Source organism: Colwellia demingiae, from assembly GCF_007954275.1.
GTDB lineage: Bacteria > Pseudomonadota > Gammaproteobacteria > Enterobacterales > Alteromonadaceae > Colwellia > Colwellia demingiae.
In genome coordinates this window covers 429,174-454,813 of the sequence record NZ_VOLT01000003.1, presented here as the reverse complement: position 1 = coordinate 454,813, position 25,640 = coordinate 429,174, and the positions used below count along the sequence as shown (strand labels likewise).

The following is a 25,640-nucleotide window of genomic DNA, read 5'->3' as shown; positions in this document are numbered from 1 at the left end:
TTATTGTATGGTATTTTTTTTATAAGTCAAGTGAGCTTTACAAAAAGACTGGTCTTGTAGTCTTCCTTTAGTGATTTCATCTCCATAGCGGTAACAAAAGTTAGCTAATTAAAGTCAAACTTAGGTATAATTCGGTTGGCTTTGCGTTGTCTTTAGCATATTAAATTTTTGATTCGTATGCGAAAACAGCAATATTTATATCATTTTCACTTATCCGTTATTTTTGAAATAACATCTTGAGGATCTCCCTTGAACAAATACTTAATTCCCCCATTATTACTAAGCCTTTTTCTTCAAGGTTGCGGTGGTGGTTCATCATCATCACCTGAAGCGCCAGTTGATCCTGTTAAATACACTTTCTCATTAACCGCAAAATTGACGAACGATTGTGGCGTGGCAAGTGCCTTCACTAACGTGGAACTTTTACTTCAAGATGATACTTGGCAGACACTCAGTACGTATAAAGCAGATGACAATGGTGAGATAAGCTTTGTTACCGAAAGTGAGTTTATAAACTACACACTAGTGGCGAAAGACCAGCAGGGTAGTGAAGCACAAGGTTTAAATGTGGTGAGCTTTTATCAAGCCAATAGTGCAACACCGTCGCACTATCAAGCACAATTTGATGAGTTAGTAGATAATACTAGCTGTGAGTGTCTAACACAGAGCCTTGAGCTTTCGCATCGTCCTTTTGTAACACAAACGGATGTAACGAGTTCATTACCTTTTGATAACTGGAAAGAAGTTGACGACAGTGCGACTTTATTTGAAGGTGTGAAGGTGTGTCGTGCTGTAGAGGGGGAATGGCCGTTACATTCTTTTTCAGTGAAGGGCACTGATGCAAATCAAAAAGCGATAGCTGCTGCAGATTTTTCAGATGACTTTTCTGAAAATGTAGCAGGCGTTTGGACTTTATCGGCTTTTCAAGTAGCGGATGCGGTTGACTTAGTCATGCCACATCAGGATTTTAATACTAATCAATTGATTGAAGGCACTACGCATTTCCCTATAGCGGTCACTAAAGACGATGATAGTGTATTAGTTTTTAGCACCCATGATTATATCAGTAAAACTTTTTATCAATCTCAAGCCAGTGTGACCTTTGATGAGAGTAGTTCTATATTTGGCAGTTCAGTTATTAAGACGCATCATCAAGTGATTTCAACAATTGCAGATGATTCGTTTTTAGTGAAAGCTAATGAGAAAAACCCACCGATTGATGATAGAAACTTTTCAGAAATAAAAGAAGATGGTAGTTATGATTACTCGGCAGTGTCAGGTTTTCCAATGGCTGTAATAAGCTTTACTTTTACCGCTTATGATCCTGATACTGGGTTGTTAATGCCTGCGAAGTGGACATCCTATGGGCCAGAGCAAGGTATGCTGGCAATCAGTGCTGACCTGACTGGTTATAAAGATATTATTAATATTGATACGGATAAAAAATCTACTGATATACACTTAATAAAAAGTATGATGACAAATAATTATCAAGAATATATAAAATATTATCAAGGCGGTAATACGGTAGATAATGCTTTAGATGCTAGCAATGATTTTGTTAAAAATATTAATGAAGTTGAAATCAGCATTAAGCTGAAATAACTCGCTGTTCTTAGTAAATAAAAAAGCCTGCAATTGCAGGCTTTTTTGTATGTGAAAACAGTGATTTATAAATATAACGTTAAGTTAAAATTTATAATCTAGTGTCAGAGTGTAACCACGCTCTGAACCAGGGTATTCACTTGAGGTTTGATAATCTTTGTCAGTTAAGTTTGTTACTTTCGCTAATAAACTTACTTGGTTATTTAGTCGGTAATTTAAACCAACATCAAGTAAAGTAAAGGCTTTAAGTGTTTTTTCTGTGTCGTTAGCACCGTCATATCGACTACCTTGATAGTTCAAATCAAAGGTAAAGTCTAACTGTTTGAGTGAGTAGACAAAGTTATAATTGGCAGAAAAATTTGGTCGTCTAGCTAACTGATGATCTGTCGTTTTATCTTCAGCATCAACATGACTTAATGTTAACGTGTTGTTGGTGTCAAATATATCAGCATTGAATGTTGCTTCAGCACCTAATATTTTAGCTTTTGCAACATTTGAAGGCTTATAAGCACCTGATGCAGTAGGCGCCCATTCTATCAAGTTATCAATATCTGATTGGTAAATTGATATTTCTGCAGAGAGGATATCATTTTGAAAACGTGCTAAAAATTCAGAGCTATCGGCAGTTTCAGAGATTAAATCAGGATTGCCTTGCCAAGGGTAATATAAGTCATTAAAGCTAGGAGCTTTGAAAGCAGTACCGTGGCTTAAAGAGAATAATAGTTGGTCATTAACTTGGTAACCAGCAGCCACTTGATACGTTGTTTCGCTATCAATATCGCCAACTTTATCATAACGGACAGAGACTTCTAATTTTACCTGTTCAATATCATGACGACCCGTGATAAAAACTGCGCTAGCATCTCTATCCGTTTCATCATATTCTTTATTACTCTCAATGCTTTCTGTATACCACTCAACACCTGCAGTAACTTCTGATGATTCAGCTAAAGGTAATTGAGCTAAGGCTGTTACTTGTTCACGGCTTGTAGTAAATAAGCTATTTTTATTACTACTACCATTTGAAGTGTTGTACTTACTGTAGTTATCTTCAGTGCTGTCTTGTGAGGTACTTAAACCTAATTGCAAATACACCTGTTCTAACTGAAGATGGTTTCTTAATAGAAAGTGGTAGTTTTCGTAAGTGGTTTCGTCACCACTATATTTGGTGTTAGCATCAATTTCTGTGGTGCCTTGGTCGTACTGTGTGTTTAACTCCAGCGCATATGCTTGAGTAAATTGACTTGTACCAGAAAGGCTTACCGATTGGCGGTCATAGCCATCTGCATCATTTTGGTCAACGGTATATTTGCTACTACCATCAGGTACGATTACATCAAAGCCATCAGACTGTTCTGCCGTTGCGCTTAATGTGTAACCGTGTTCTTTATTACCAAAGCCTAATGCACCATAACCTTGATATAAGCTATCACTGCCTACTTTTATTCCTACCTGGCCTTCACCAGCAGCTAAGTCACGCGTAAAAATTTGGATTACACCACCAATAGCATCAGAACCCCACAAGGCAGCTCTAGGTCCTTTAATGACTTCTACACGCTCAACTAACTGTACAGGTATCGCAGCAAGACTTTTTGAGCCAAGTGTGGCAGAGCCAACGCGAACACCATTAACTAACACTAATACATGGTCTGAATTAGTACCACGTACAAATGCAGACGTTTTATGCGCAGAAGTACCTTGTGTATTAATCGATATCCCGGCAACTCGGCCAAGTAAGTCACTAATAGACAAAGGTTGAATTTGTTCTATGTTTTCTCTGGTGAATATATTCACCGCAGCTAAGGTATCAAATTTGTCTTGAATACTGCGGTTAGCAGTAATGACAATGGTTTCGTCTGCTTTATCAATTGTTGCAGCGCTAGTTTGCTCTGCAAAAGAAAGTGATGAGTAAAGTAGGCTGCTAATACTTAGTGCTATTATAGTTTTTTTCATGTTTTCCTCAGTTATAAGCACCCACCGTGCTTACAATGATAAATTAAATTTTAGGCCGGTCTCCGGACTTGAGTTACCAATGATTGGCAGCTCACACCGTTGCGGGGGCAGTATTGGTTTAACCAATTTCCCGTTTCACCTTTAGCTATTATTGAAGTTATTCTCTTACTTACATATAAAGCTAATAGGCACCTAAAATATTTCTTAGTGACTAGCCTCGAGGCTAGCTATGCTTTTGTTGTAGAAATGATCTTGTTTGATCTATTTCTGCACACAAATCTTTTAATGCCGTTAGGCTACGTAATGTCATTCGATGCATGGCATCAGCATCAGGCTGTAGTATTTGTTTATTGGCTACGGCTGGTATTATTGACCAATCTTGCCAGTTAAAGGCTTCACGCTCTTTTTGATTTACTGATAATGGTTGGATAATAAGTTCCACTGAAGCAGGTAGTACTTGCTCAATACTAATTTGCGGGTAGGGGGTGAGTACATGCTCAAATGGATTTTTTACTTTACATATATTTAAGAACTGCTGAGGCCAGCTTCCTTTTGCAACTGTTGTTAAAGGTCTAGACCAAAGCTCGTAAAAACCAGTTATTTCTGTTTTATCTTGGTATCGCTTTTTTATTTTCATCAACGCTTGTTCAAACTCTTTTGCTACTTTTTCACCTTGTGTCGTGTGACCAGTAATTTTAGCAAACTTTCGTACTTCGTTTGCTATGTCTTCAAACGTGTGAGGCTGAGAGTAAATAATGTTGAAACCAAGTTGTTCTAATCGCGCTAAGTCATCACTTGGATTACCATTTTTCCAAGCAATAATTAAGTCAGGCTGCAGTTCAATAACACGTTCAAGTTGTAAACGTACATAGTTACCAATTCGCGGTATTTTCTTTGCTGCTTCAGGATAGTCAGCAAATGATGTAGTACCAATAATTTGCTCTCCGGCGCCAATATCATAAAGCATCTCAACAATATGCGGGGCAAGGGCGATAATGGTTGGTTTGCTCTTTTCTTTCGTTAATGTTTTATTAGTTTCTTTGTTCTGTTCAGCAAACGTCGCGCTTGAAAAGAAGAGTAAAGTAAAAAGTAGTGAGATTAATTTCATCATGTTGTTTCTTTGTGGTGAATAATTATCGAGCTAATTTATAAGGTATTAGCTCGACGTTATTTCAAAAGGGATCAGCCTTACCAATCAATACCTTTCTGTGCTTTTATACCGTTATCAAAAGCATGTTTGATTGATTGTACTTCGCTAACCGTATCAGCAAGCTCAATGATGGCGCGATGACATGCTCGGCCAGTAATAATCACATGTTGATGTTTAGGACGATTGTTTAATGTTTCAATAACGTCATCTAAATCTAGGTATTTATACGACAACATGTAGGTCATTTCATCCAGCAAAACCACATCAATATTTGTGTCGCTGAGTAACTCTTTACATTTAATCCATACCTGTTTTGCTGCGGCGATGTCTTTTTCTTTATCTTGAGTATTCCAGGTAAAACCTGTTCCCATGACACTAAATTTTACGCCAGCATTTTCAAGTAATTGTCGTTCGCCACAAGCCCATGTACCCTTAATGAATTGTGCTACTGCAGCATTAAGACCATGGCCAACTGCACGGGCAACCGTACCAAAACCAGAGGTGCTTTTTCCTTTCCCATTACCTGTTATTACAATAAGTAAACCGCGCTCATCTGTTGCACTATCAATGCGAGAATCCACTTTCTCTTTTAACTTTTGCATTCTTTGTTTGTGGTTATCAGCCATGTTGCTGTCAGTTGTCTTTTTATCAGTCATAGGGTTATCTCTACTGTTTTGAATTATTAAACATGATTTATTACGTTATTGCTCTCGAACGATACATAATAAATAAGAAAAATATACTACCTAGCGCTGAGGTTATAATGCCAATAGGTATTTCTGCGTGAGGTAGTGATGAACGGGCAATTACATCGACCCAGATAAGAAATATGGCGCCGATTAGCGCACTGCCAATAATTAATTTTAGCGTTGTTACGCCAATGAGTTGCCTAACAATATGAGGGATCATCAAGCCAACAAAACCAATACCGCCACAATAAGCCACTATGGTTGCGGTAAGTGCAGCACAAATACCTAACATGAGTAATCGTAACTTATCTACATCAACACCCAAGCTGGCAGCACTTTCATCACCTAATAATAGCGCGTCAATTTGTCTATGTAGTGCGAATACTGTGATCATTGCGATTAATAAAATACTCGCAATAACATAGAAATTGCTCATTTCAACGCGCGCTAAACTGCCCATCAACCAAAAAATGACACGATTGGTGGCAAAAGGTTCGCCAAAATAGAGAATGAACTGGGTTATTGATGCAAGCATGAATGATACGGCTACACCAGCGAGTAATAGTTGCTCCATACGTTGGAGTACTTTAGCGATAAAGACCACTATAACTACCGAAAACAGTGCCCCGAGAAATGCGGCTAACGGTAGCGCAATAGTCAGGTTATCGGCCAAGGAAATATTCGCGATTGTTGCGCCTAAACCGGCACCAGAAACAATACCGAAAAGATAAGGATCGGCGAGCGGATTACGCGTAGTGTTCTGTAAAATAGCACCTGCTATAGCTAAGCCCATTCCTGCAACTAGCGCAACTAGTACTCTTGGAATGCGAACTTGCCAAATAATAATGTTCGCTATTTGGTTTTGACAAGATCCGACTAAGCAGGCCATCAACTGCGATGAGTCGATGTCAGCGGGACCAAATGTTATGGCTGCGAGTGCAGATAGAATGACTAGTATCGCTAATGCGAATAAGCTAGTTGATACTTTATTCACTTAAAGGCTCCGAAATGGCGCTGTATTGCATGCAATTTTCTTCAAGATAAAAAGAGACTTGAGTCGCGCCAGTGATAGCATCAAAATTTTGCTGACAAGGTAAGCCAAAAATTTTGCTTAATTGTTCTGGTGCCAAGACTTCTTTAGGGGGGCCATCGCAAATTAATTGGCCTTTATCTAAGAGCAATAATCGCTGACAGTATAAGCTGGCTAAATTGAGATCATGAACCGTCATAATCACGGTAATATTGAGTTTATTTACTAGCTGTAATACTTGATGTTGGTAATAAACATCAAGGTGATTGGTGGGCTCATCAAGAATTAATATTTGGCTAGCCTGTACAAGGGCTCGAGCAATTAATACACGTTGCTGTTCACCGCCAGAGAGTTGATTAAAGAGACTCTCTAAGGCATGACTTAAACCTACTTTACTTAGGGCTAATTCAATCTGTGATTTATCATAATCACTATCGAGTGAAAACAAACTTTTGTGTGGTAAAAGACCCATTTTCATAACGTCTTGCACTGATAAAGCAAAGATAGAATCATTTTTTTGCATAACTAAAGCGAAGTGCTGAGCAATTTCTTTAGCACTGAACTGTGTTATAAGACGATTTTTAAGGTGGACGCTACCGCTAATGTTTGCGCTGGTAAGAATATTGGCTTGGTTAATTATACAACGTAATAAACTTGTTTTACCTGCACCATTAGGGCCGATAATACCGATCACTTCACCTTTGTTGACAGTAAAGTTAATGTCTTGCAAGATCGTTTTATTTAGAACCTTCCAGCTGAGCCCAGAGATATTTAGCAATGTAGACATAATTAGACTCGTGTTTTCCCGCACGGTAATAAGTATAGTTTTTTTCGTTAGCTATCTGACTTTGAACTAATATTTATTGTAAAAATAAACATCCGTTCATTTACAGTTGCGGGGACAGCGATGGACTTACACCATCTTCGTTAACACAATAAAACCTTTGAGAAACGAATTCTATCTTGAATCATAATCATTAGCAAACTTTAGATGTTTAGATGGCTATTAGTTGTGCTTTCCGCTATTTATAATTATGAGGCCTTTGGTATTATCAGGAACATTTTGTAATTATTTATAAGTAATGCAAATACAAATTATTTCCACTTAAAATATAAACAGTTAGTAACATTTATTCTCCTTAATAATTCGATAAATTCTTATCCATCTACTACGCTTTAAGGCAACTGATTTTCAGTATTTTCAATATGTTCTCAAAATATTAAAGAGGTGTAAAATGAAAGGTAATCCAAAAGTTATAGCGAGTCTAAACGGCTTATTACATAACGAGTTGGCAGCTATTGATCAGTATTTTATTCATTCTCGAATGTATCAAGACTGGGGACTAGATAAGCTTTTTGACCAACTTGATCATGAGATGCAAGAAGAAATCACACATGCAGATGCATTAATAAAGCGGATTTTATTTCTTGAAGGCATTCCTAACTTAGCCGACCGTCGAGATTTAATTATTGGTGATGATGTTCCTAGCATGCTCACTAATGACTTAACGCTCGAAATGGAGGTAGTTGCTGCATTAAAAGCTTCTATTACCTTGTGCGAAAGTGAAGGGGACTTTCAAAGTAGAGAGATGTTAGAAAAACTACTGGAAGATACCGAAGAGGATCACGTTTACTGGCTTGAAAAACAGCTTGGACTCATTAATAAAATAGGACTGCAAAATTATATCCAATCTCATATGGGTCAGCATTTACCGGGTTAAGGGGTTGTCATGAAAGGTAATAAACAAGTTATTGCACTGTTAAATAGTACGTTGGCAATTGAACTCATCGCGATTAATCAATATTTTTTGCATGCACGCATGTATAAAAATTGGGGCTTTGAAAAGCTCAATAAAGCAGATTATAAAATATCCATTGAGAAAATGAAGCAAGCAGATGATCTTATCGAGCGTATTTTGTTCTTAGAAGGTTTGCCAAATTTACAAGATTTAGGGCGTTTACATATTGGTGAACATACAACAGAGATGCTGCAATCAAATATGGATTTAGAGTATGTCTCTCGTCAGGCTTTACAAACATTAATTGTAGAAAGTGAGAAAGTGCAAGATTATATCAGTAGAGACTTAGCTGAAGACTTACTGGAAAATGTAGAAGAGCAAATTGATTGGATTGAATCCCAACAATATATTATTGACCATGCAGGTATCGAGAATTACCTACAATCTATGATGAGTTAAGTTGTTGATTTGAATATTATGAGGTACAGCTTTAAGGTTAGCTAATTAGTTCATTGTTTAAATAGGACTTAAGCGACTTGTGGCTGTGCTTCAGCAATTTGTAATAATTTTCTGTTGAGTACGCGTTTAGTACATTGGCAACATTTACCACATTGCGATCCTACACTAAGTTCCTGGGTTAGCCCTTTCATCGTTTCTATACCATTATCAATAGCAGATTCTATTTGTGTATCGGTAACACCATGGCAAATACAAACGTACATATAAAAACTCTCGACTCAAAAAATATTACTTAATTAATAATGCATATAATAACCTTAATGATAACAATTATCAATAAGATTGTTTTGTAGTGAAATTAATAAGTTAGTCTTTTTGTGCTAAATCAAAGATAGTTTTCTATAAAAGTTCTTCTCAATCAGGGGACGTTAATAATACCAATCGGACTAATTTATTGATCACTTAGCGAGAATTAGCTTCTCCATAACTGTTCTAATTTTTATCTATTGGGAATACTGTCGAGTTTAGTTACATAAAATTTGGATAAAAAAAGGAGCCGAAGCTCCTTTGTAAATCGTTATATAACTATTACCAAATCTTAACGCGTTTTTCTGGTGCTATATACATGGCATCACCTTCTTTAACATCAAATGCTTCATAAAATTCATTAATGTTTGAAAGTGAACCAAGTGCACGAAATTCAGCAGGTGAATGTGGGTCAGTAGCTACACGATTACGTGCAGACTTCTCTACAATTTTTGCGCGCCAAATTTGAGCATAACCCATAAAGAAACGTTGATCGCCGGTTAAGCCGTCAATGACAGGAGCTTCTGCACCGTTTAATGATGCTTTATAAGCTCTGTAAGCGATAGTTACACCCGATAAATCGCCAATGTTTTCACCTAGTGTCAACTTACCATTTACCGCTAAGTCGTCAAAAACGTGATATTCATCATATTGTTCAACAAGGGCTTTAGTGCGACTAGAAAACTCTTTTAAGTCTTGCTCTGTCCACCAATTTCTAAGGTTACCTTCTGCGTCATATTTACTACCTTGATCATCAAAACCATGGCCCATCTCATGCCCAATTACAGCACCGATGCCGCCGTAGTTAACAGCACTATCAGCTTTCATATTAAAAAATGGCGCTTGTAAGATAGCTGCAGGGAAAACAATCTCATTTACTGTTGGGTTGTAGTAAGCATTAACTGTTTGTGGTGTCATGCCCCATTCCCATTTTTGAATTGGACCACCAAGTTTAGCAACTTCTTTATCATGAGATAAGCGTGAAGAACGAAGAATATTACCTACTAAATCATCAGCTTCGATACTAAGTCCAGAATAATCTTCCCATCTATCTGGGTAACCAATTTTAGGGGTAAAAGCGGCTAACTTAACATGTGCTGCTTCTTTGGTATCAGCTGACATCCACTCAAGGTCATCAATGCTATTGCCATAAGATGTACGTAAATTTTCAACTAACTCGCTCATGCGCGCTTTCGCTTGTGGGGTAAAGTGGCGAGTAACATACACTTTGCCAATGACTTCACCTAAATTTGAGTTAACGACACTAACGCCACGTTTCCATTGTGGACGTTGCTCTTGTTGACCACTTAATTGTTTTGAATAAAAATCAAAGTTTTCATTATCAATATCAGTAGTTAAGTAACTAGCAAAATTACTTAAGCTATGGAAACTCAAATACGTTTTCCAATCTTCCAACGATGTTTCGGCAAATATGCCACCGAAACCGGCAACAAAGTCTGGTTGGTTGATAATAATATCTTTTTGAGAGGCAACACCTTGAGCAGCCAAATAAGCTGACCAATCAAAAGCATCTGTTAATTCATTTAACTTATTAACAGCAAACTTGTTGTAGCGTTTTTCACTGTCGCGACTTTGAACTTTTGTCCAGTGAAATTTAGCTAACTTTGTCTCTATTGCCATGATAGTTTTAGCGGCTTCTTTACCATCAGCAAGACCAGCTAGTTCGAACATATTTTCAATGTGGGCGATATAACCAGCACGTAAAGCGATAAAACGTTCTGTTTCATTAAAATAGTAGTCTTTATCAGGTAGACCTAGGCCACTTTGCCAGATGTGAGTGGCATAGCTATTAGAATCTTTAGCATCAACACTAATATAAAAAGCTAAAGGGCTGCCTACACCTACTGCTTGATATTTACCAAAAAAAGTCGCTAGTTCTGATTTGTCACTAAGGTTGTTTATAGCATCAAAAACAGGTTGGATTGGTTTAATACCTAAATTATTACGTTTTTCTGTGGCCATATATGAACGGAAAATATCAGCTACTTTTTGCTCATCGCTACCTTTAGCTAAGTTCTCTTTTGCAGCAAGCTCTTCTATGATGGCTTTAACATCATCATCGGCTTGATCACGAAGATCATAGAATGAACCAATAGCCGTTTTATCACCGGGAATATCGTGGCTTTTTAGCCAGTTACCGTTTACATAACGATAGAAGTTATCTTGTGGACGAACGCTGGTGTCTAAATTAGCTTTTTCGATGCCAGAAGCCAGTGCCGTTTTTTGAGTCACCAATGGTGCGTTATTACTACTATCAGCTTGAGTAGTACAACCGCTCATTAGTAATAACGATGAGCAAATTGCACTAGTAATAATTGCTTTCATGAAAAGTCCTTGTTTATAAGTCATAGAATGAGTTTGAGTGAGCACAATATAAATAGTATTTTAATTCTTTTAATTATTTATACTTTTAATTTGTTTGCTATAACATGCTTTATGCGCACGATTTCTCGATTCTACGGGGAATTTTTAAGGATTTCCAGCAAGTGAAACATCATTTTACATATTTGTTTTGTTTGGAAAAATAGCCAAAATTCATGAAGAAAGAGCTATTGAAGGTAAGTCGTTGGTTTTGTTTAGTTAACAGGCTTGCAACATTGAGTTAACAAGCCGTTCTGGAGAGGAGGTTGATGTTCACAACATTAGTTAACGGTTAACTCATTATAAGTTTTTACCATGGGGTAATACTGCATTGGAGAATATAATACCTGCGACCAAAGACATAAATATTAAAAATGTTTGTGAACCTAAATCAGGTACATTTAGCATATTTTGACCCGATACCGCACTATTTAAACCAATATATACTTTTGAACCCGGCACAAGCACAACTAACCCCAGCAGTCTTACAATGCTAGAAGGTAGGTTCATCAGTCGAGAGAACAAGTTACTATATAAGCCAAGTGCAAAAGCGCCAACGAAGGCTCCTAGCGCCACGCCTAAATATTCGGTGGCCCAAATACTCACACCAAAAGCAATATAACCAGCAATCATACCCCAAGGTGCATCTTTTAATCGTACTTTAAAAAGAATAACTAAACTTACTGATAACGTCGTTACTGCTAACCAAGAAGTCCAAACAGGCATAGTTTCAGGCGGCAGGAATATTGCGGTTCCCCACATTAAGTTACCTAAAGCCATACCCAGTACTGCGCCGAAGTAAAGCTTAAATAGCACCATTATACTGTCCATGATGCGCGCTGTACCAGACATTAAGTGTCGAGCGGCAAGTTCGGATAAACCGACCGTTAAAGACAAACCAGGAATAAAAACAATGATGCTAGATAGAATAACCATAGGAATGTTAATGCTAGGGTCAATCATGGATATTGCTGAGGCTAATAGAGATGCCATGAGAGCTGCCATAGGCTCGAGTAAATCTGACATACGCCTTGAACGTTCTGACCAGAGTACAAATGCAAAGGTAACCCAACCTAAAATAGTTGACCAAAAAACATCGTGCCAACTGGTATGCATTAACATGGCGAAAGCGCCACTTGATGCACCAAAAGCTAAAAAAGATAACAGCGTGCCGTAAGGTGCCGGTTTATTTTTTACCTCGGCTAAACGATCGATCGCTTCTTCGAGTGTGCGTTGGCCATCAATTAACTCATCAACGAGTTCATCAATACGTGCTAAAGAGCCAAGATCAATATCACCAGGGCTGACACGAACTAAGTGATTATATTGTTGATCATCTTCATCATCAGATAAGATGAACGTTAATGCGGTAGGCGTGATGATAAAAGAAGCACGAAGATCGAGAAACTTAGCAATAGATAATAAGTTGTCTTCTAGGCGATAAGCGGTAGAACCCAGCTTATGTAAAGCTTTGCCTAATTTTATGATAAAACGGCGTTTTTGGTAAAAATTATCGGTTTTCTGCATTGCGATATAAAATGGTAAGTTGCACTGTTCGCTATGGTAATCGATTTTGCTAAAGCTGGGTATAAAAAACTGAGGGAAGAAAGAAATGACATTGATAATTATTTTGGCTTGTGTCTTTATTGCTATGTTTTTGATGGTCACTTTGGGGGAAAAATTTGGTAAACCCATGACCGATGAGCAACAAGGTAAATACAGTAAAATCATACGAATATTGGTATTTGTTCTTATAGTTGCTGCTATTATCAAAACCATGTTTTAAACGACTTTATTGCTTATTCATCATCAGGTAAAATGGTGTCATTAACTTTCGACTTACCTACAAAGAGATCTGTGATGCAGCAATTGCCTAAACTCGGCTTAAAAAATAAAGTATCAGCCCAAGAATGGCAATTACGGGTTGATTTAGCAGCTTGTTATCGATTATTGCAAATGCATGGTTGGGATGATCTTATTCATACCCATATTTCAGTCTGCATTCCTGGTACTGAACATATTTTGATTAATGCTTTTGGTCTAGCTTTTGAAGAAATAACCGCTTCAAATTTAGTTAAAATTGATATCAAGGGTAATATAATCGATAAAGACTGTCCGTTTGAAATAAACCCTGCTGGTTTCACTATCCATAGTGCTGTACACGAAGTACGCCATGATGATATCTGTGCCTTGCACGTGCATACCAATGAAACTATTGCCGTTGCCAGTGTTGAAGAAGGTTTGTTACCGTTAAGCCAGTATTCTATGTTTGCGTTAGCTTCGATGAGTTACCATGATTATGAAGGTTTAGCGGTAAACGATGATGAAAAACTTAGATTGCAAAATGACTTGGGTGATAAAAACTTTATGTTATTGCGAAATCATGGCGCTTTAACTATGGGCAAAACCATCGGTGATGCTTTTATGCATATGTACGATTTAACGCGTGCCTGTCAAATACAGTTGCAAGTTATGGCTACAGGTATGAAACCTATTTATGCCCCGCAAAGTATTATTGATGGTATTAAAGCGCAAGCTAATATTGTTCATGATGGTGAAACTGGCGGTCAAAAAGCATGGCCAGCCATGTTCCGAAGAGTTTATCGAAACGACCCTAGTTTCGCTGAGTAAAAATTATTACAGAGTAGCTGCTTATCTTCTTGCTGTATTACACTATTTAGATGTCAAAAGTACTCATTGACTAACGTCAACTCCGTGCGTTTTCCTTTAAATAGAACGATACACCTTCAAGATAAGCAACTACTGTCTCTAGTTTTATGAATACGTTACATAACAAATTATTTGAAAATGAGAGTTAACTAAATAGAGGTTAACTAAATAAAGAATTAACTTAGTTGAGAAAAATATGAAGATTACTCACGTTGAAGTTTTTGATATCCATTGCCCTAAACGCATTGGTTGGAATCCTATTTTTGTACGTATACACACCGATGAAGGCATTAGTGGCGTAGGCGAAGCCGGTTTAGCTTATGATTGGGGTCATAGCGCTGCAGCAGCCATGATTAAAGAAATCAGTGAGGCAGTACTTATTGGTTTTAATCCGTTTAATACAGAGCTTTTATGGTCTCGCATGTTACGTGAAAGTTTTTGGGGCTTAGGCGGCGGACCTGTTTTATATTCAGCGATGAGCGCAATTGATACTGCACTTTGGGATATTAAAGGTAAGGCACTAGGTGTGCCGGTTTATCAGTTACTTGGTGGCAAGGTAAATGACAAATTACGTACTTATGCTAGTCAACTTCAGTTTGATTGGGATACTGAGATAAGTAAGTTAATTGAACCCGAGCAGTATGCGGAAGCGGCGTTAAAAGCTGTAGCACAAGGTTACGATGCCGTTAAAGTTGACCCAATCGTATATAACGGTGATGGCAGTTCTTCTTTTGATAGAACAAAACTATTTACCAAACCGCAAATGCGTTTATTTGGTAACCGACTACGTGCTATTCGTGATGCTGTTGGTGAAGATGTTGACATTATTTTTGAATCACATTCACTAATGGGTGCTGCCTCAGCAATACAAATGGGTAGAATCGTCGAAGAAGTCGGTTGTATGATGTACGAAGAGCCGGTTAACTATTTAAATCCAGCAGTACATAAAAAAGTATCTGATAACGTTAATGTTCCCATTGCTGGTGGTGAGCGTTTGTATCATCGTTGGGATGTTAGACCTTACTTTGAAGATCAAAGTATTGATGTATTACAGCCTGATGTTGGTTTATGTGGCGGTTTTACTGAATCGAAAAAAGTCTGTGACTATGCTGATGTTTATGATATTCGTATACAAGCACACGTCTGTGGTGGTCCTGTTGCAACAGCAGCCTCATTGCATTTAGAAACAGCTATTCCAAACTTTTTGATTCATGAGCATCATACTTACGCGATTAAAGACTGGAATAGAGAATTGTGTTTACAAGATCCACAACCAGTAGATGGCTTTTTCCAAGTGACAGAAGTACCGGGAATAGGTATTGAACTTAACGATGCAATAGTGAAGAAATCGCCAAACGTGACCATTAAATAGATAACTAAAGCGTTACCTAATTTTAAAAATATTTGGTTTAGCTTTGTGAGTTAGCAAGTTGATAAATACGAAGCGCATTGTTGTATAACAATGCGCTTTTTTCATTTTCATTAGACTGTTTTATTATGGAAGATTCAAGAATATCCTGCCAATAACTGCCATAGCTTTTATTACTTAGCGCACTACTTACTTTGTTACCTGTCTCTTTACCGAGCTTTTTACCTGCCTCTTTACCGAGCTTTTTACCTAGTAAACACAGCGGGAAATTACTGGCTAGCATTACTCGTTCAATTGAAAATGCGTTGAGGCAAAAGCTAGTTACCTTTGAAAACCACGACATTGCATAATGTCTGTCTATCATTTCCCATCCAGAGCACTTTATAAAGACATTAGGATACTTAGCAAGTTCATTGATATGCTGTTGCCATAAGTACCATGCATCACTGCTGATGTCTTTTGGTGGGAAACCTGCATGATTGATGATGAAACGTAGTTGGCTATTATTGGCGATAGTTTGCATTAACAGCGGCATAACGATAATTGAACTTTCATCAGCCAAGGGTAATTGCAGTTCAAAAATAAAGTCAGTTATCTCATTCAGCTTGGCAAAATTTTGTTGTGCGTTTTTATTCGTTAAAATAGTACTCGCTTGCTCATCTAAAATATGGCGAGCGCCAATTAAACTCTGATACTGCTGCAACCTTAGTAATGATGCTTGAAAGTGCTCAGGAGGCGATAATAAATCGATGTTGGCAACCGTTCTATTATTTTGACAAGGTATACTGTCGATATATTCGATTTCACGCCAAGGTTTAGCATTATCAAAACCTGCTTCAATATGAACAAAACCAGCCAGTTTTATTTTATTACTTACTTGTAAGGCATTATTTAACGCTTCGACAGTAAAGTCTTTTTGGATTAGTGACTTATCTGGCCAAAATGGCGGGTTTTGTGTTTTAAGCCAATGATAATCCCCAAGTGAGCGATTAAATAAATGCAAATGTGGATCAATAATATTAACGGTCATAGTATCTAATTTCGACTATTTCAATGCAAAACGTATCTAAATTCAGGTAAAGGCTATTGCGCGGTATAACCACCATCAATTACTTGTAAACTACCGGTGATAAACTTAGCCTTATCTGAAGCTAAAAACAGTACTAATTCAGCGACTTCTTCTGGCTGTCCTAAACGTTGTAACGGCTGTAATTTTTCTTCATCTTGATGCACTTCGTTTTTATCAGCACCTGATTTTTGACAGTAGTTATCAATGGCTTTGTGATATAGCGGTGTTTCAATAGTACCAGGGCAAACGGCATTAGCACGAATATTAAAAGCTGCGTAATCAAGAGCAGTAGTTTTAGCAATGGAGGCGAGGGCACTTTTACTGAGGTTATAAGCAAAAGAATTGTGTTTGGCAATCAAAGCTTGATCAGAAGCCATTAAGAGAATTGCGCCGTTGTTGTTAGCTTTCATTGAAGGCAACACAGCTTTTATTGCAGCATATGCGCCCTTAACATTAATGTTAAATACATTATCTAAGTCAGCTTCACTGGTGTTCTCAATAGTGCCCGAGAAATGGATACCTGCATTTGAGATTAAAACATCTATGGTATGTTGTTTTGAAATCTCATCAATTATCTCAGTTACTTGGCTAACATTAGTAACATCACACTGGCGAAAATCGCCTTCTGCAGAAGGCGATAAATCTAAATTAAATACTTGGTAATTATTCTCGATGAATAATTTTACAATACTTAAGCCAATACCAGAGCTTCCACCTGTGATAACACACACTTTTTTCATTATATTTACTCAATAAACGCAATTATTAGAAATGATACCTTTAAGCTTCATCAAGTTCCATTCCAATTAGTTCTTTGTATAACTAACGTGATTTCGCCTTGTTAAATAATCAAAGTATGGAATGACGATAGTTAAATTATTTTTCTTGCCTAAAGTCATTTTAATTCCCACTGAAATCCTGCACTTTGAATGATAATGAGTATATAATATTGGCAATTTGTTTAATGAGGTTTTTCCATGAGAGCTTGTGGTGTAGAAATTAAAAGTAATGATGCGATTATTTGTATCGTGTCAAAAGAAAACAATTTGTATGATATCCCTCATACGCGCGTACAAAAAATTAGCCTTGATAATGCAGGCGATGCAGAAGAAGTGAAAAAATTTCAGTTTACTTTTGCCAAGCTAATGGAAGATTACAAAGTAACTCATGTACAAATTAAAGGTCGTGCTTTAAAAGGTAAGTTTGCTGGCGGACCTATTGGCTTTAAAATTGAAGCCGCTATTCAATTGATTGCTGAACTAGAAGTTGAAGTTTTATCCGGTACTTTTATTAAGAAAGAATTGTCGAAAAGCCAAATCGATATTGATTTTCGTGATACCGGCTTAAAACAATTTCAAGAGCAAGCATTTACGACTGTTTTTGCTTATTTAGAAGCTCAAAACAATGCCTATAGAGTAGACTCTGAAGATAATAATCAAGAAGATTAAACTTTATCGACTGGTGAGTTTTAAATTCTTCTTTGAAATGAATCATTTTCAAATGAAAAATTAGACATAAAAAAGCTTAGTGATTAACGTTGCTAAGCTTTTTTATTTAAATTTTTTCTTCAAAAGCCAGCTAATTTAGTTGGCTTTTTTGTTTTTATGCTCACAAATAGAACAATAAAATTGACGGACTTCAGTCAAAATTACTATCGAAAATTGTAGATATTTCTGCAACGAGTTATGTTGAGTAGATGATTTTATTGTTTTGTATAAATGGTCATTAGCGGGTGAAAATATTTACTATATTGATCCAAAATGAACTGTAGCCCATATATTAAAGTGATTCCCTATGGATGAAGAGGCAAGTGTTTAACGCGTTGAATCAAATAGATGATAGGGTAAATACAAAGAAATTGTCAGTCAATTAGAATGAAATATCACACCTTTTGTTATTTATACTTTAAAAATAGTTAATAACGTGATTTAATCAAACACCTGTTTGAAAGTCAGACCTCGGACCAGTTGGCTTTTGTTAAGCCAAAAAAGTTAACCATTGGAGAAAGTCATGCCAGAGTATAAAGCACCGATCAGAGATATTAAGTTTGTTATGCAAGAATTACTTGATTGCGATAATCATTATCAAAAGTTAGGTTATGAAGATGCTAGTTTAGATATGGTCGATGCCATAATTAGCGAAGCGGCAAAATTCACTGAACAAGTTATTGCCCCTATCAATCAAAGTGGTGATGAACAAGGTTGTACTTGGACAAATGGTGAAGTGACGACGCCTGATGGTTTTAAAGAGGCTTATCAACAATATGTTGAAGGTGGTTGGCCAACATTAGCACAAAATGTAGATTTTGGCGGTCAAGGTTTGCCACACTCGTTAAATACTGCAATTACTGAGCTTTTTTCTAGCGCGAATCACAGTTTTGCTATGTACCCAGGTTTGAGTCATGGCGCATCAGCGACTATTGAAGCACATGGTAGTGAGCTGCAAAAAAGCCAGTTTATGCCTCAGTTAGTTGAAGGTAGCTGGACGGGCACCATGTGTCTAACTGAACCGCATTGTGGTACAGATTTAGGTATGTTGCGTACCAAAGCTGAGCTAAATGATGATGGTAGTTACTCGCTAACGGGTACTAAAATATTTATCTCTGCGGGTGAACATGATTTATCTGACAATATCGTTCATATTGTTATTGCAAGAATCCCAGGCTCACCTGAAGGCAGTAAAGGCATTTCGCTATTTATAGTGCCTAAGTTTAATATTACTGACGATGGCGCTGTTGGCGATCGTAATGCTGTTTCTTGTGGTTCAATTGAACATAAAATGGGTATTAATGCTAACGCAACCTGTGTTATTAACTTTGATGGCGCGAAAGGTTATTTAATCGGCGAAGTAAATCGTGGCTTAAATTGTATGTTTACCTTTATGAATGTTGCCCGCTTAGGAGTGGCTACTGAAGGCGTTGCAGCGGCAGAAGCATCATTTCAAGGCGCATTAGCCTATGCAAAAGATCGCCTACAAATGCGTTCTTTATCAGGTGTTAAGAATCCAGATGGTCCAGCAGATGCAATCATAGTTCATCCCGATGTTCGTCGCATGTTGTTAACACAGAAATCTATTGCGGAAGGCGGTCGTGCACTGATTGCTTATTTAGCTCAACTAGTAGATATCGGTCATGTTAGTACCTGTGAAGAAGAAAAAGCCGCGGCAGAAACTAAACTGGCTTTATTAACACCTATTGCCAAAGCTTTCCTTACAGAACTTGGTCTAGAGTGTACTAGTCATGGTGTACAAGTTTTTGGTGGTCATGGATTTATCAAAGAGTGGGGCATGGAACAACTAATGCGCGATACAAAAATTAGTTGTTTGTATGAAGGCACTACTGTGATTCAAGCATTAGACTTATTAGCTCGAAAAATATTGGGCTCTAAAGGAAAAATCCTTAAACCTTTTGGTAGTGAAGTCACTAAGTTCTGCTTAGAAAATGCTGATGACGATGCCATGCAAGAGTTCATTCAACCTATCATGAGCTTTGGTGGTGATTGGCAGAAAATGACAGAAAAAGTTGGCGAAAAAGCAATGAAAAATCCAGATGAAATTGGTGCTGCTTCGGTTGATTACTTAATGTATTCAGGTTATTTAACGCTTGCTTATTTCTGGGCTAAAATGGCCAAGGTTGCACAAGATAAACTTGCTCAAGGCACTGATGAAGAAGCTTTTTATCAAGCTAAAGTTAAAACTGCACGTTTTTACTTTGAACGTATATTACCACGAGCCAAAGGTCATGCCGATTGTGTTGAAAATGGCGGCGAGTCAATGATGGCACTTGATGCAGATGATTTTTCTTTCTAGGCTATCATTTGCTTTAATAAGTTAGTTTAGTTGAATGTTAACTTTCTTCTGCTGAATACTTTTTATTAAGTAAATAAAAGGCGCTTATCGAATAACTCGATAAGCGCCTTTTTAATTGGTGTATTAGTAGTTACACCACGATATTAAGCAATTAAAGGCCTAATACTTTCTTACCTTGTTTGAATACTATATCAACAGGGATACTAGCGGCTTCTAAACGGGCTAAATCTGCGGCAAGTGTTTCACCAATAACGCCACTTTCTTTCACTAAGTTATCTACACCTTGATAGTCACCATTACCTTGCAAGGTTAAGATCAGTTCAGACAGAGAGTCTATTGCAGCAGTCATCTTATCAACATTAATACTATATAAACCTTGCTCATTACGGGTGAAGGCACCGTTTTCTTGGAAATAATTAAACCGAACCATGTTGGCTTTACCGTGTGCTGAACTTGCGCCAAAACGAATTGAACGGAAAATTCCAGCCATAAAGGTCGTGTAATAATCTTCTAATGTCCCGTCAGTGATTGCGCCTTTATCAAGTAGTTGGCGAATCATGTATAAACCAAGAATGTCAGCTTTACCTTCTTCTAATGCTGAGGCATGCTCTTTTAATGCCTGGCGAACCGGACCTTGGCCATTAAGGGTGTTTTTAATGCCTAGACCATGAGCAACTTCATGAAACATGGTATTAGCGAAGAAACCAGTGAACGTTACATTCTCACGTTGCTCAGGCACGATAAGCGTATCAGCGATTGGTAACATGATGGCATCAAACTTGGCACGCATGGCATTTTTCAATTGTAGACGTCTAGTACCTTTTTTCAGTTGTACTTCTTCATCATTTGGTAAGTTGATAGCAATAGTTTTACTACCCGCATTAGAATGTCCCGCATAATAAATAACATCATAGGCATTTAAGTCAGCGTCAGAGCCTGGAACCTCTGCTTTATACTTTTTAGGTACAGGAAGACCTTTTTGCAATTCAGGTAAAAATTGAGCGTATTTAGCAAGCTTTTCACTCCAAGCTAAATCTTTAATTAATACGTATGATTCAAAAGCTGCGCGGTAACCATAAAGTTGGTCTTCATAGCTCTCAATAGGCCCAATAACAACATCAATTGGGTTGTTTTTCATATCCATCCAAGCAAAGTCCGATGCTTGATACTCATCAGTGCGTAATGCTTGAGCACGCATCGTTAGATAGTTAGCAAATTCTTTATCGTCGGCAAACTTTGATGCTTCATCAAGAATTGCCGCTGCGCGGTCCATTTGGTCATGATAAATCTCAGAGAAAGGAACACTCATTAATTTACCTTCATCATCACGACGAACAACGGAGTAAAGTCCTTTTTTATCGCTAAATTCACTTTGCTCAAACTCTGCTTTGCTCATATCCGCAGGATAAAATTCGGCGCCATGTGCTTTTGTTGTCGTTTGACTTAAAAACACCTTATCGCCATTCAAACGATCCCAAGGACCATAGTTTATTTCAGCAAAGCGTCTTACGCTCTCATCACTAATTCTGGCTAAAAAGCTTTTTTTGTCTTGCGAAAAAGCTTGCTGCCAAAATAAGTCATCCATTATTTTTGAGGCATCAATAAGTAATACTAACATCTGTTTTTGGTTTGCAGATAAATGGCTTAAATCGGCAGTTAGGGTTACTTCTTTATATATATTTAAACGGTTTTCAAAGCCCTGAAGTAACTCAGGTTGACTTACTTCATTATTGCTTGAAATGTTATCAACACTTTCTTTTGTAGGATTTTTTTCAGTAGCATTATTTTCATTGGCAGAGTTACAAGCGGTTAATGTTGCGCCTGCAAGTAATACCACCGCGGCTATTTTTGTTAGTTTTAGTGCTTTCATAGGAGATCTCTATAAATTAGTTGTCTAGAGACTAACAAAAATGGAGGTGAGTGCAATAGTGAAAGGACGTTTTATGCCATACCGACTGTAAAATTGACTATTTAATCTAAGGGAAATACTTAAATAGGTATTAACCATGAATTTCAGACATAAAAAAACCGACCTAAGTCGGTTTTTAAATGATTCATATAGATTAACTACATGAAGACCATTTCATAAAAAAATATAGCTAAAGCAAAAATTAAAGTGCTTTGATTGCTGCATTCAAACGGCTCTTACTACGAGCTGCTTTGTTTTTATGAATTAGACCTTTACTTGCGTAACGATCTAAAATTGGTGTAGCAGCAGCAAATTCTTTCGCTGCAACTTCTTTGTCACCAGCTTCAATAGCTGATAGTACTTTTTTAAGTAAAGTACGCATCATTGAGCGACGACTTGCGTTATGTTGACGGCGCTTTTCAGATTGTCCTGCGCGCTTCTTAGCTTGCTTTGAGTTAGCCAAGGTGATCTCCTAAAAGATTGATTATAAGCTTAAATTTAAGGCGACGAAATATGCCTTTTTTTTAGCTGATTGTCAAATTATTTAATTGTTTAATTTAATGTCTACGATAAAAAGTTAACGATAAAAAAGCAATTAAAAAGAATATGGGTGATGTTTACGACTAAAAACTTGGCCGATAGAACAAAACATGTTGTGAACGAGCGCAAGTATACATTGTTTAAATAACTAAAATCATCACATAATACACATTATTTTTTTTAGTCTTATTTTTACGTTATTTTCGTTTCATTTTAGCGTGACTAAATAACCACGTTTAGCGTGATTGAACAACCAATACAAGCTTGCTATGGAGATGTGTTTTTGAGTAAAAAGTTAATTAAATCAGGGCTGATTGTTAGTGTTATGACATTGATTTCTCGGGTATTAGGTTTAATACGCGATGTGGTCATTGCTAATGTGATGGGATCGGGAGTGATGGCGGATGTATTTTTATTTGCTAATAAAATTCCTAATTTTTTACGAAGACTCTTTGCAGAGGGAGCATTTGCACAAGCATTTGTCCCTGTATTAAGTGAATACCAGGTTAAGGATGAACAGCAAGGCGAGGAAAAAGGAGCACAAAATGATCACGAACAAACACGTTTATTAATCGGGCAAGTTTCCGGCACCTTAGGTGTAATTATCACCGGAGTCACGTTATTCGGTATGTTAGCCTCCCCTTTGTTTGTGATGCTTTTTGGCTTCGGTTGGTTTGTAGATTGGTATAATGACGCGCCAGGTGGAGAGAAATTTACGCTGGCAAGTAATTTACTTAGCATAACATTTCCCTATTTATGGTTTATCAGTTTTGCTGCGCTTTCAGGTGCAGTACTCAATACTATGGGGCGATTTGCTGTCGCTGCATTTACGCCGGTTCTGCTCAATGTTGCCATTATTAGTATGGCTATTTATGGTGCACCTTATACACAAAGTCCTGCCCACGCATTAGCTTGGGGCGTATTTTTAGGTGGTCTCATACAATTTCTTTTTCAAATCCCTTTTTTGTACAAAGCGGGCATGTTAGTAAAGCCGAAATGGTCTTGGCATAGTGAAGGCGTTAGCAAAATACGAAAGTTGATTGTACCTGCTTTATTTGGTGTATCAGTCACACAAATTAACTTATTACTTGATACCTTAATTGCCAGTTTTTTAATTACAGGCTCAATAAGTTGGCTGTACTATGCCGATAGATTGCTCGAGTTTCCATTGGGTTTGTTTGGTATTGGCATTGCTACAGTGGTATTGCCCAGCTTAGCAAAATTGCATAGTAAAAATAATCCGGTGGAGTTTAGTGCGACTATTGATTGGGGAATTAGAGTTATTAGCCTGTTTGGCTGGCCAGCATTAGCCGGTTTAATGGTACTAGCACAACCTATTATTATGGTGTTATTCATGCGAGGTGAGTTTAGTCAGCATGATGTTATGCAGGTGTCTATGGCATTATTTGCTTACCTATCAGGCTTGCTGAGTTTTATGTTTATCAAAATTTTAGCGCCGGGATATTACGCTCGTCAAGACACTAAAACACCAGTGAAAATTGGTATTAAAGCAATGGTCGCTAACATGGTTTTTAACTTAATGTTGGCACCATTCTTCGGTTATGTTGGACTGGCAATAGCAACAACACTTTCTGCCACGCTAAATGCTTGGTTATTATATCGAGGCTTAAAAGCACAAGGTGTTTATCATTTATCAGCTAAAACACTAATTTTTATTGGTAAATTGGTGTTTAGTGCTACTGTCATGGCGTTGGTTGTGTATCAATTATCAAGTGATTTTGACGTTTGGTTAGCAATGAGCTTTGCTGAACAAGTACAACAATTGATTGTCTGTATTCTCTTAGGCGTTGTGAGTTACCTAGCGATGATTCTTTTGTTAGGCATACGATTAAATGACTTTACGATAGATAAAGCCTAAAAATAAGCGTAAATAAAGTGCTTGGGCTACTGATTATTCGCGCGCGCTGTTATATAATTCGTCGATTTATTTTATGCGAATGTCAAAGTTGAGGTTCGTCAGTGACTTATCTGAGTCATTTAGCGTGATAGTAAAAAGGCAGAATAATAGCTAATGCAGTTAGTTCGCGGAATACATAATATTCAATTACAAGATCATAGTTGTGTGCTAACTATTGGTAACTTTGATGGTGTTCATTTAGGGCATCAGCAAGTAATTAAGGCTTTGGTAAGTAAAGCGAAAGCTTTAAATTGTGTGGCTGCAGTGTTAGTTTTTGAACCACAACCACAAGAGCTTTTTTCACCAGAAACAGCACCAGCTAGATTATGCCGTTTACGCGATAAATATAATTTATTAGCGAAACTTGGCGTGCAGCGACTGATTTGTGTCAATTTCACTACTAAATTTGCCAATCAAAGCGCCCAACATTTTATAGAAAATTTGTTGGTGAATAAATTAGGTATAAAACACCTTATTGTCGGTGATGATTTCTGCTTTGGTAAGAATCGAAGCGGTAACTTTTCCATGTTATGTCAAGCAGGAGAAAAGTATGGTTTCGATGTTTCAGATACCGCAAGTTATAAAATGGCGGATTGCCGCATTAGTTCAACGGCTATTCGTCAAGCATTAGAAAAAGATGATTTAGTGTCAGTTAAACAGATGTTAGGTAGAGAATACTCGATAATTGGTCGCGTGTTCCATGGTGACAAGCGAGGTCGACAGTTGGGTTTTCCAACCGCTAATGTCTTACTTAAAAGACGTGTTTCTCCCCTTAGTGGTGTTTTTGCGGTAATGGTAAAAACAAACAATGGCGAATTTAAAGGTGTTGCGAATATTGGTGCCAGGCCAACAATTAATGGCATTAGGCAACAACTAGAAGTACATATTTTTGATTTTGATGAAAACCTGTATGGACAATGTATTGAAGTGGTCGTTAAGAAAAAACTACGCCCAGTGATTAAGTTTGACAGCCTTGAAGCGCTTACAGCACAAATTCGTCAAGACAGTGAACAAGCAAAGCAAGTATTAGCTTAACGCTTTACTT

The 25,640-nt window shown here is 37.4% G+C and carries 21 protein-coding genes and 2 riboswitches; of the genes, 9 read left to right on the top strand and 12 right to left on the bottom strand.

Annotation, left to right across the window (positions count from 1 at the left end):
* Window positions 1-249: 249 nt before the first annotated feature.
* The gene (locus ESZ36_RS07615) at window positions 250-1,605 is read left to right on the top strand and encodes a hypothetical protein (RefSeq protein ID WP_146785825.1); all 1,356 of its coding nucleotides are present in this window, start codon (window positions 250-252) and stop codon (window positions 1,603-1,605) included.
* 84 nt (window positions 1,606-1,689) lie between these two features.
* Here the strand turns inward: ESZ36_RS07615 and ESZ36_RS07610 are convergent, their stop codons facing one another.
* From ESZ36_RS07610 to ESZ36_RS07590, 5 genes are all read right to left on the bottom strand, one after another.
* Window positions 1,690-3,558, bottom strand: a complete 1,869-nt coding sequence (locus ESZ36_RS07610; RefSeq protein WP_146785822.1) for a TonB-dependent receptor domain-containing protein — start codon at window positions 3,556-3,558, stop codon at window positions 1,690-1,692.
* Window positions 3,559-3,594: 36 nt separating this feature from the next.
* Window positions 3,595-3,769, bottom strand: a riboswitch (cobalamin riboswitch).
* 12 nt (window positions 3,770-3,781) lie between these two features.
* The gene (locus tag ESZ36_RS07605; RefSeq protein ID WP_246129015.1) at window positions 3,782-4,669 is read right to left on the bottom strand and encodes a cobalamin-binding protein; all 888 of its coding nucleotides are present in this window, start codon (window positions 4,667-4,669) and stop codon (window positions 3,782-3,784) included.
* A 77-nt stretch (window positions 4,670-4,746) separates the two neighbouring features.
* Window positions 4,747-5,364, bottom strand: coding sequence for a cob(I)yrinic acid a,c-diamide adenosyltransferase (gene cobO / locus ESZ36_RS07600; protein ID WP_146785819.1), 618 nt, complete (start codon window positions 5,362-5,364; stop codon window positions 4,747-4,749).
* A 40-nt stretch (window positions 5,365-5,404) separates the two neighbouring features.
* Window positions 5,405-6,391, bottom strand: a complete 987-nt coding sequence (locus tag ESZ36_RS07595) for a FecCD family ABC transporter permease (protein ID WP_146785816.1) — start codon at window positions 6,389-6,391, stop codon at window positions 5,405-5,407.
* Window positions 6,384-7,214, bottom strand: coding sequence for an ABC transporter ATP-binding protein (locus ESZ36_RS07590; RefSeq protein WP_146785813.1), 831 nt, complete (start codon window positions 7,212-7,214; stop codon window positions 6,384-6,386). The genes ESZ36_RS07595 and ESZ36_RS07590 overlap by 8 nt, the downstream gene beginning before the upstream one ends.
* A 29-nt stretch (window positions 7,215-7,243) precedes the next feature.
* Window positions 7,244-7,398: riboswitch (cobalamin riboswitch) on the bottom strand.
* 264 nt (window positions 7,399-7,662) lie between these two features.
* On the opposite strand from ESZ36_RS07590, the gene bfr (ESZ36_RS07585) reads away from it, so the two are divergent.
* Window positions 7,663-8,148, top strand: a complete 486-nt coding sequence (gene bfr, locus ESZ36_RS07585) for a bacterioferritin (protein WP_011042004.1) — start codon at window positions 7,663-7,665, stop codon at window positions 8,146-8,148.
* Between the two features lie 9 nt (window positions 8,149-8,157).
* Window positions 8,158-8,625: a bacterioferritin gene (gene bfr / locus ESZ36_RS07580; protein WP_146785810.1), complete on the top strand. Its 468-nt coding sequence runs from the start codon at window positions 8,158-8,160 to the stop codon at window positions 8,623-8,625.
* Between the two features lie 68 nt (window positions 8,626-8,693).
* On the opposite strand, the gene ESZ36_RS07575 is transcribed toward bfr (ESZ36_RS07580), so the two are convergent.
* The 3 genes from ESZ36_RS07575 to ESZ36_RS07565 all read right to left on the bottom strand — a co-directional run bounded on the left by ESZ36_RS07575 (window position 8,694) and on the right by ESZ36_RS07565 (window position 12,840).
* Window positions 8,694-8,888: a (2Fe-2S)-binding protein gene (locus ESZ36_RS07575; protein WP_146785807.1), complete on the bottom strand. Its 195-nt coding sequence runs from the start codon at window positions 8,886-8,888 to the stop codon at window positions 8,694-8,696.
* Window positions 8,889-9,213: 325 nt separating this feature from the next.
* Window positions 9,214-11,277: a M13 family metallopeptidase gene (locus ESZ36_RS07570; RefSeq protein ID WP_146785804.1), complete on the bottom strand. Its 2,064-nt coding sequence runs from the start codon at window positions 11,275-11,277 to the stop codon at window positions 9,214-9,216.
* A 336-nt stretch (window positions 11,278-11,613) separates the two neighbouring features.
* A complete protein-coding gene (locus ESZ36_RS07565) occupies window positions 11,614-12,840 on the bottom strand; it encodes a threonine/serine exporter family protein (protein WP_146785801.1) in 1,227 nt (408 codons plus the stop codon).
* Between the two features lie 333 nt (window positions 12,841-13,173).
* Here ESZ36_RS07565 and ESZ36_RS07560 point away from each other — a divergent pair, with 333 nt between their 5' ends.
* Together ESZ36_RS07560 and ESZ36_RS07555 are read left to right on the top strand one after the other, a co-directional pair.
* Window positions 13,174-13,944, top strand: coding sequence for a class II aldolase/adducin family protein (locus ESZ36_RS07560; protein ID WP_146785798.1), 771 nt, complete (start codon window positions 13,174-13,176; stop codon window positions 13,942-13,944).
* A 235-nt stretch (window positions 13,945-14,179) separates the two neighbouring features.
* Entirely contained in the window at window positions 14,180-15,355 is a 1,176-nt protein-coding gene (locus tag ESZ36_RS07555; RefSeq protein ID WP_146785795.1) for a mandelate racemase/muconate lactonizing enzyme family protein, read from the top strand.
* A gap of 37 nt (window positions 15,356-15,392) precedes the next feature.
* Here the strand turns inward: ESZ36_RS07555 and ESZ36_RS07550 are convergent, their stop codons facing one another.
* Window positions 15,393-16,382: an amidohydrolase family protein gene (locus ESZ36_RS07550; protein ID WP_146785792.1), complete on the bottom strand. Its 990-nt coding sequence runs from the start codon at window positions 16,380-16,382 to the stop codon at window positions 15,393-15,395.
* A gap of 53 nt (window positions 16,383-16,435) precedes the next feature.
* Window positions 16,436-17,161: an SDR family NAD(P)-dependent oxidoreductase gene (locus ESZ36_RS07545; RefSeq protein ID WP_146785789.1), complete on the bottom strand. Its 726-nt coding sequence runs from the start codon at window positions 17,159-17,161 to the stop codon at window positions 16,436-16,438.
* Window positions 17,162-17,398: 237 nt separating this feature from the next.
* On the opposite strand from ESZ36_RS07545, the gene ESZ36_RS07540 reads away from it, so the two are divergent.
* Both ESZ36_RS07540 and ESZ36_RS07535 read left to right on the top strand, forming a co-directional pair.
* Window positions 17,399-17,869 (top strand): DUF3010 family protein, encoded by a 471-nt coding sequence (locus ESZ36_RS07540; RefSeq protein WP_146785786.1) that lies wholly within the window; start codon window positions 17,399-17,401, stop codon window positions 17,867-17,869.
* Window positions 17,870-18,431: 562 nt separating this feature from the next.
* Window positions 18,432-20,228, top strand: coding sequence for an acyl-CoA dehydrogenase C-terminal domain-containing protein (locus ESZ36_RS07535; protein WP_146785783.1), 1,797 nt, complete (start codon window positions 18,432-18,434; stop codon window positions 20,226-20,228).
* A gap of 151 nt (window positions 20,229-20,379) precedes the next feature.
* Here the strand turns inward: ESZ36_RS07535 and ESZ36_RS07530 are convergent, their stop codons facing one another.
* Both ESZ36_RS07530 and rpsT read right to left on the bottom strand, forming a co-directional pair.
* Complete coding sequence (locus tag ESZ36_RS07530) at window positions 20,380-22,098, bottom strand: dipeptidyl-peptidase 3 family protein (protein WP_146785780.1); 1,719 nt, start codon at window positions 22,096-22,098, stop codon at window positions 20,380-20,382.
* Between the two features lie 241 nt (window positions 22,099-22,339).
* Window positions 22,340-22,600, bottom strand: a complete 261-nt coding sequence (gene rpsT / locus ESZ36_RS07525) for a 30S ribosomal protein S20 (RefSeq protein ID WP_146785778.1) — start codon at window positions 22,598-22,600, stop codon at window positions 22,340-22,342.
* A gap of 360 nt (window positions 22,601-22,960) precedes the next feature.
* On the opposite strand from rpsT, the gene murJ reads away from it, so the two are divergent.
* Together murJ and ribF are read left to right on the top strand one after the other, a co-directional pair.
* Window positions 22,961-24,556 (top strand): murein biosynthesis integral membrane protein MurJ, encoded by a 1,596-nt coding sequence (gene murJ, locus ESZ36_RS07520; RefSeq protein ID WP_146785775.1) that lies wholly within the window; start codon window positions 22,961-22,963, stop codon window positions 24,554-24,556.
* A gap of 153 nt (window positions 24,557-24,709) precedes the next feature.
* Window positions 24,710-25,630, top strand: coding sequence for a bifunctional riboflavin kinase/FAD synthetase (gene ribF / locus ESZ36_RS07515; protein WP_146785773.1), 921 nt, complete (start codon window positions 24,710-24,712; stop codon window positions 25,628-25,630).
* The last annotated feature ends 10 nt before the right edge of the window (window positions 25,631-25,640 follow it).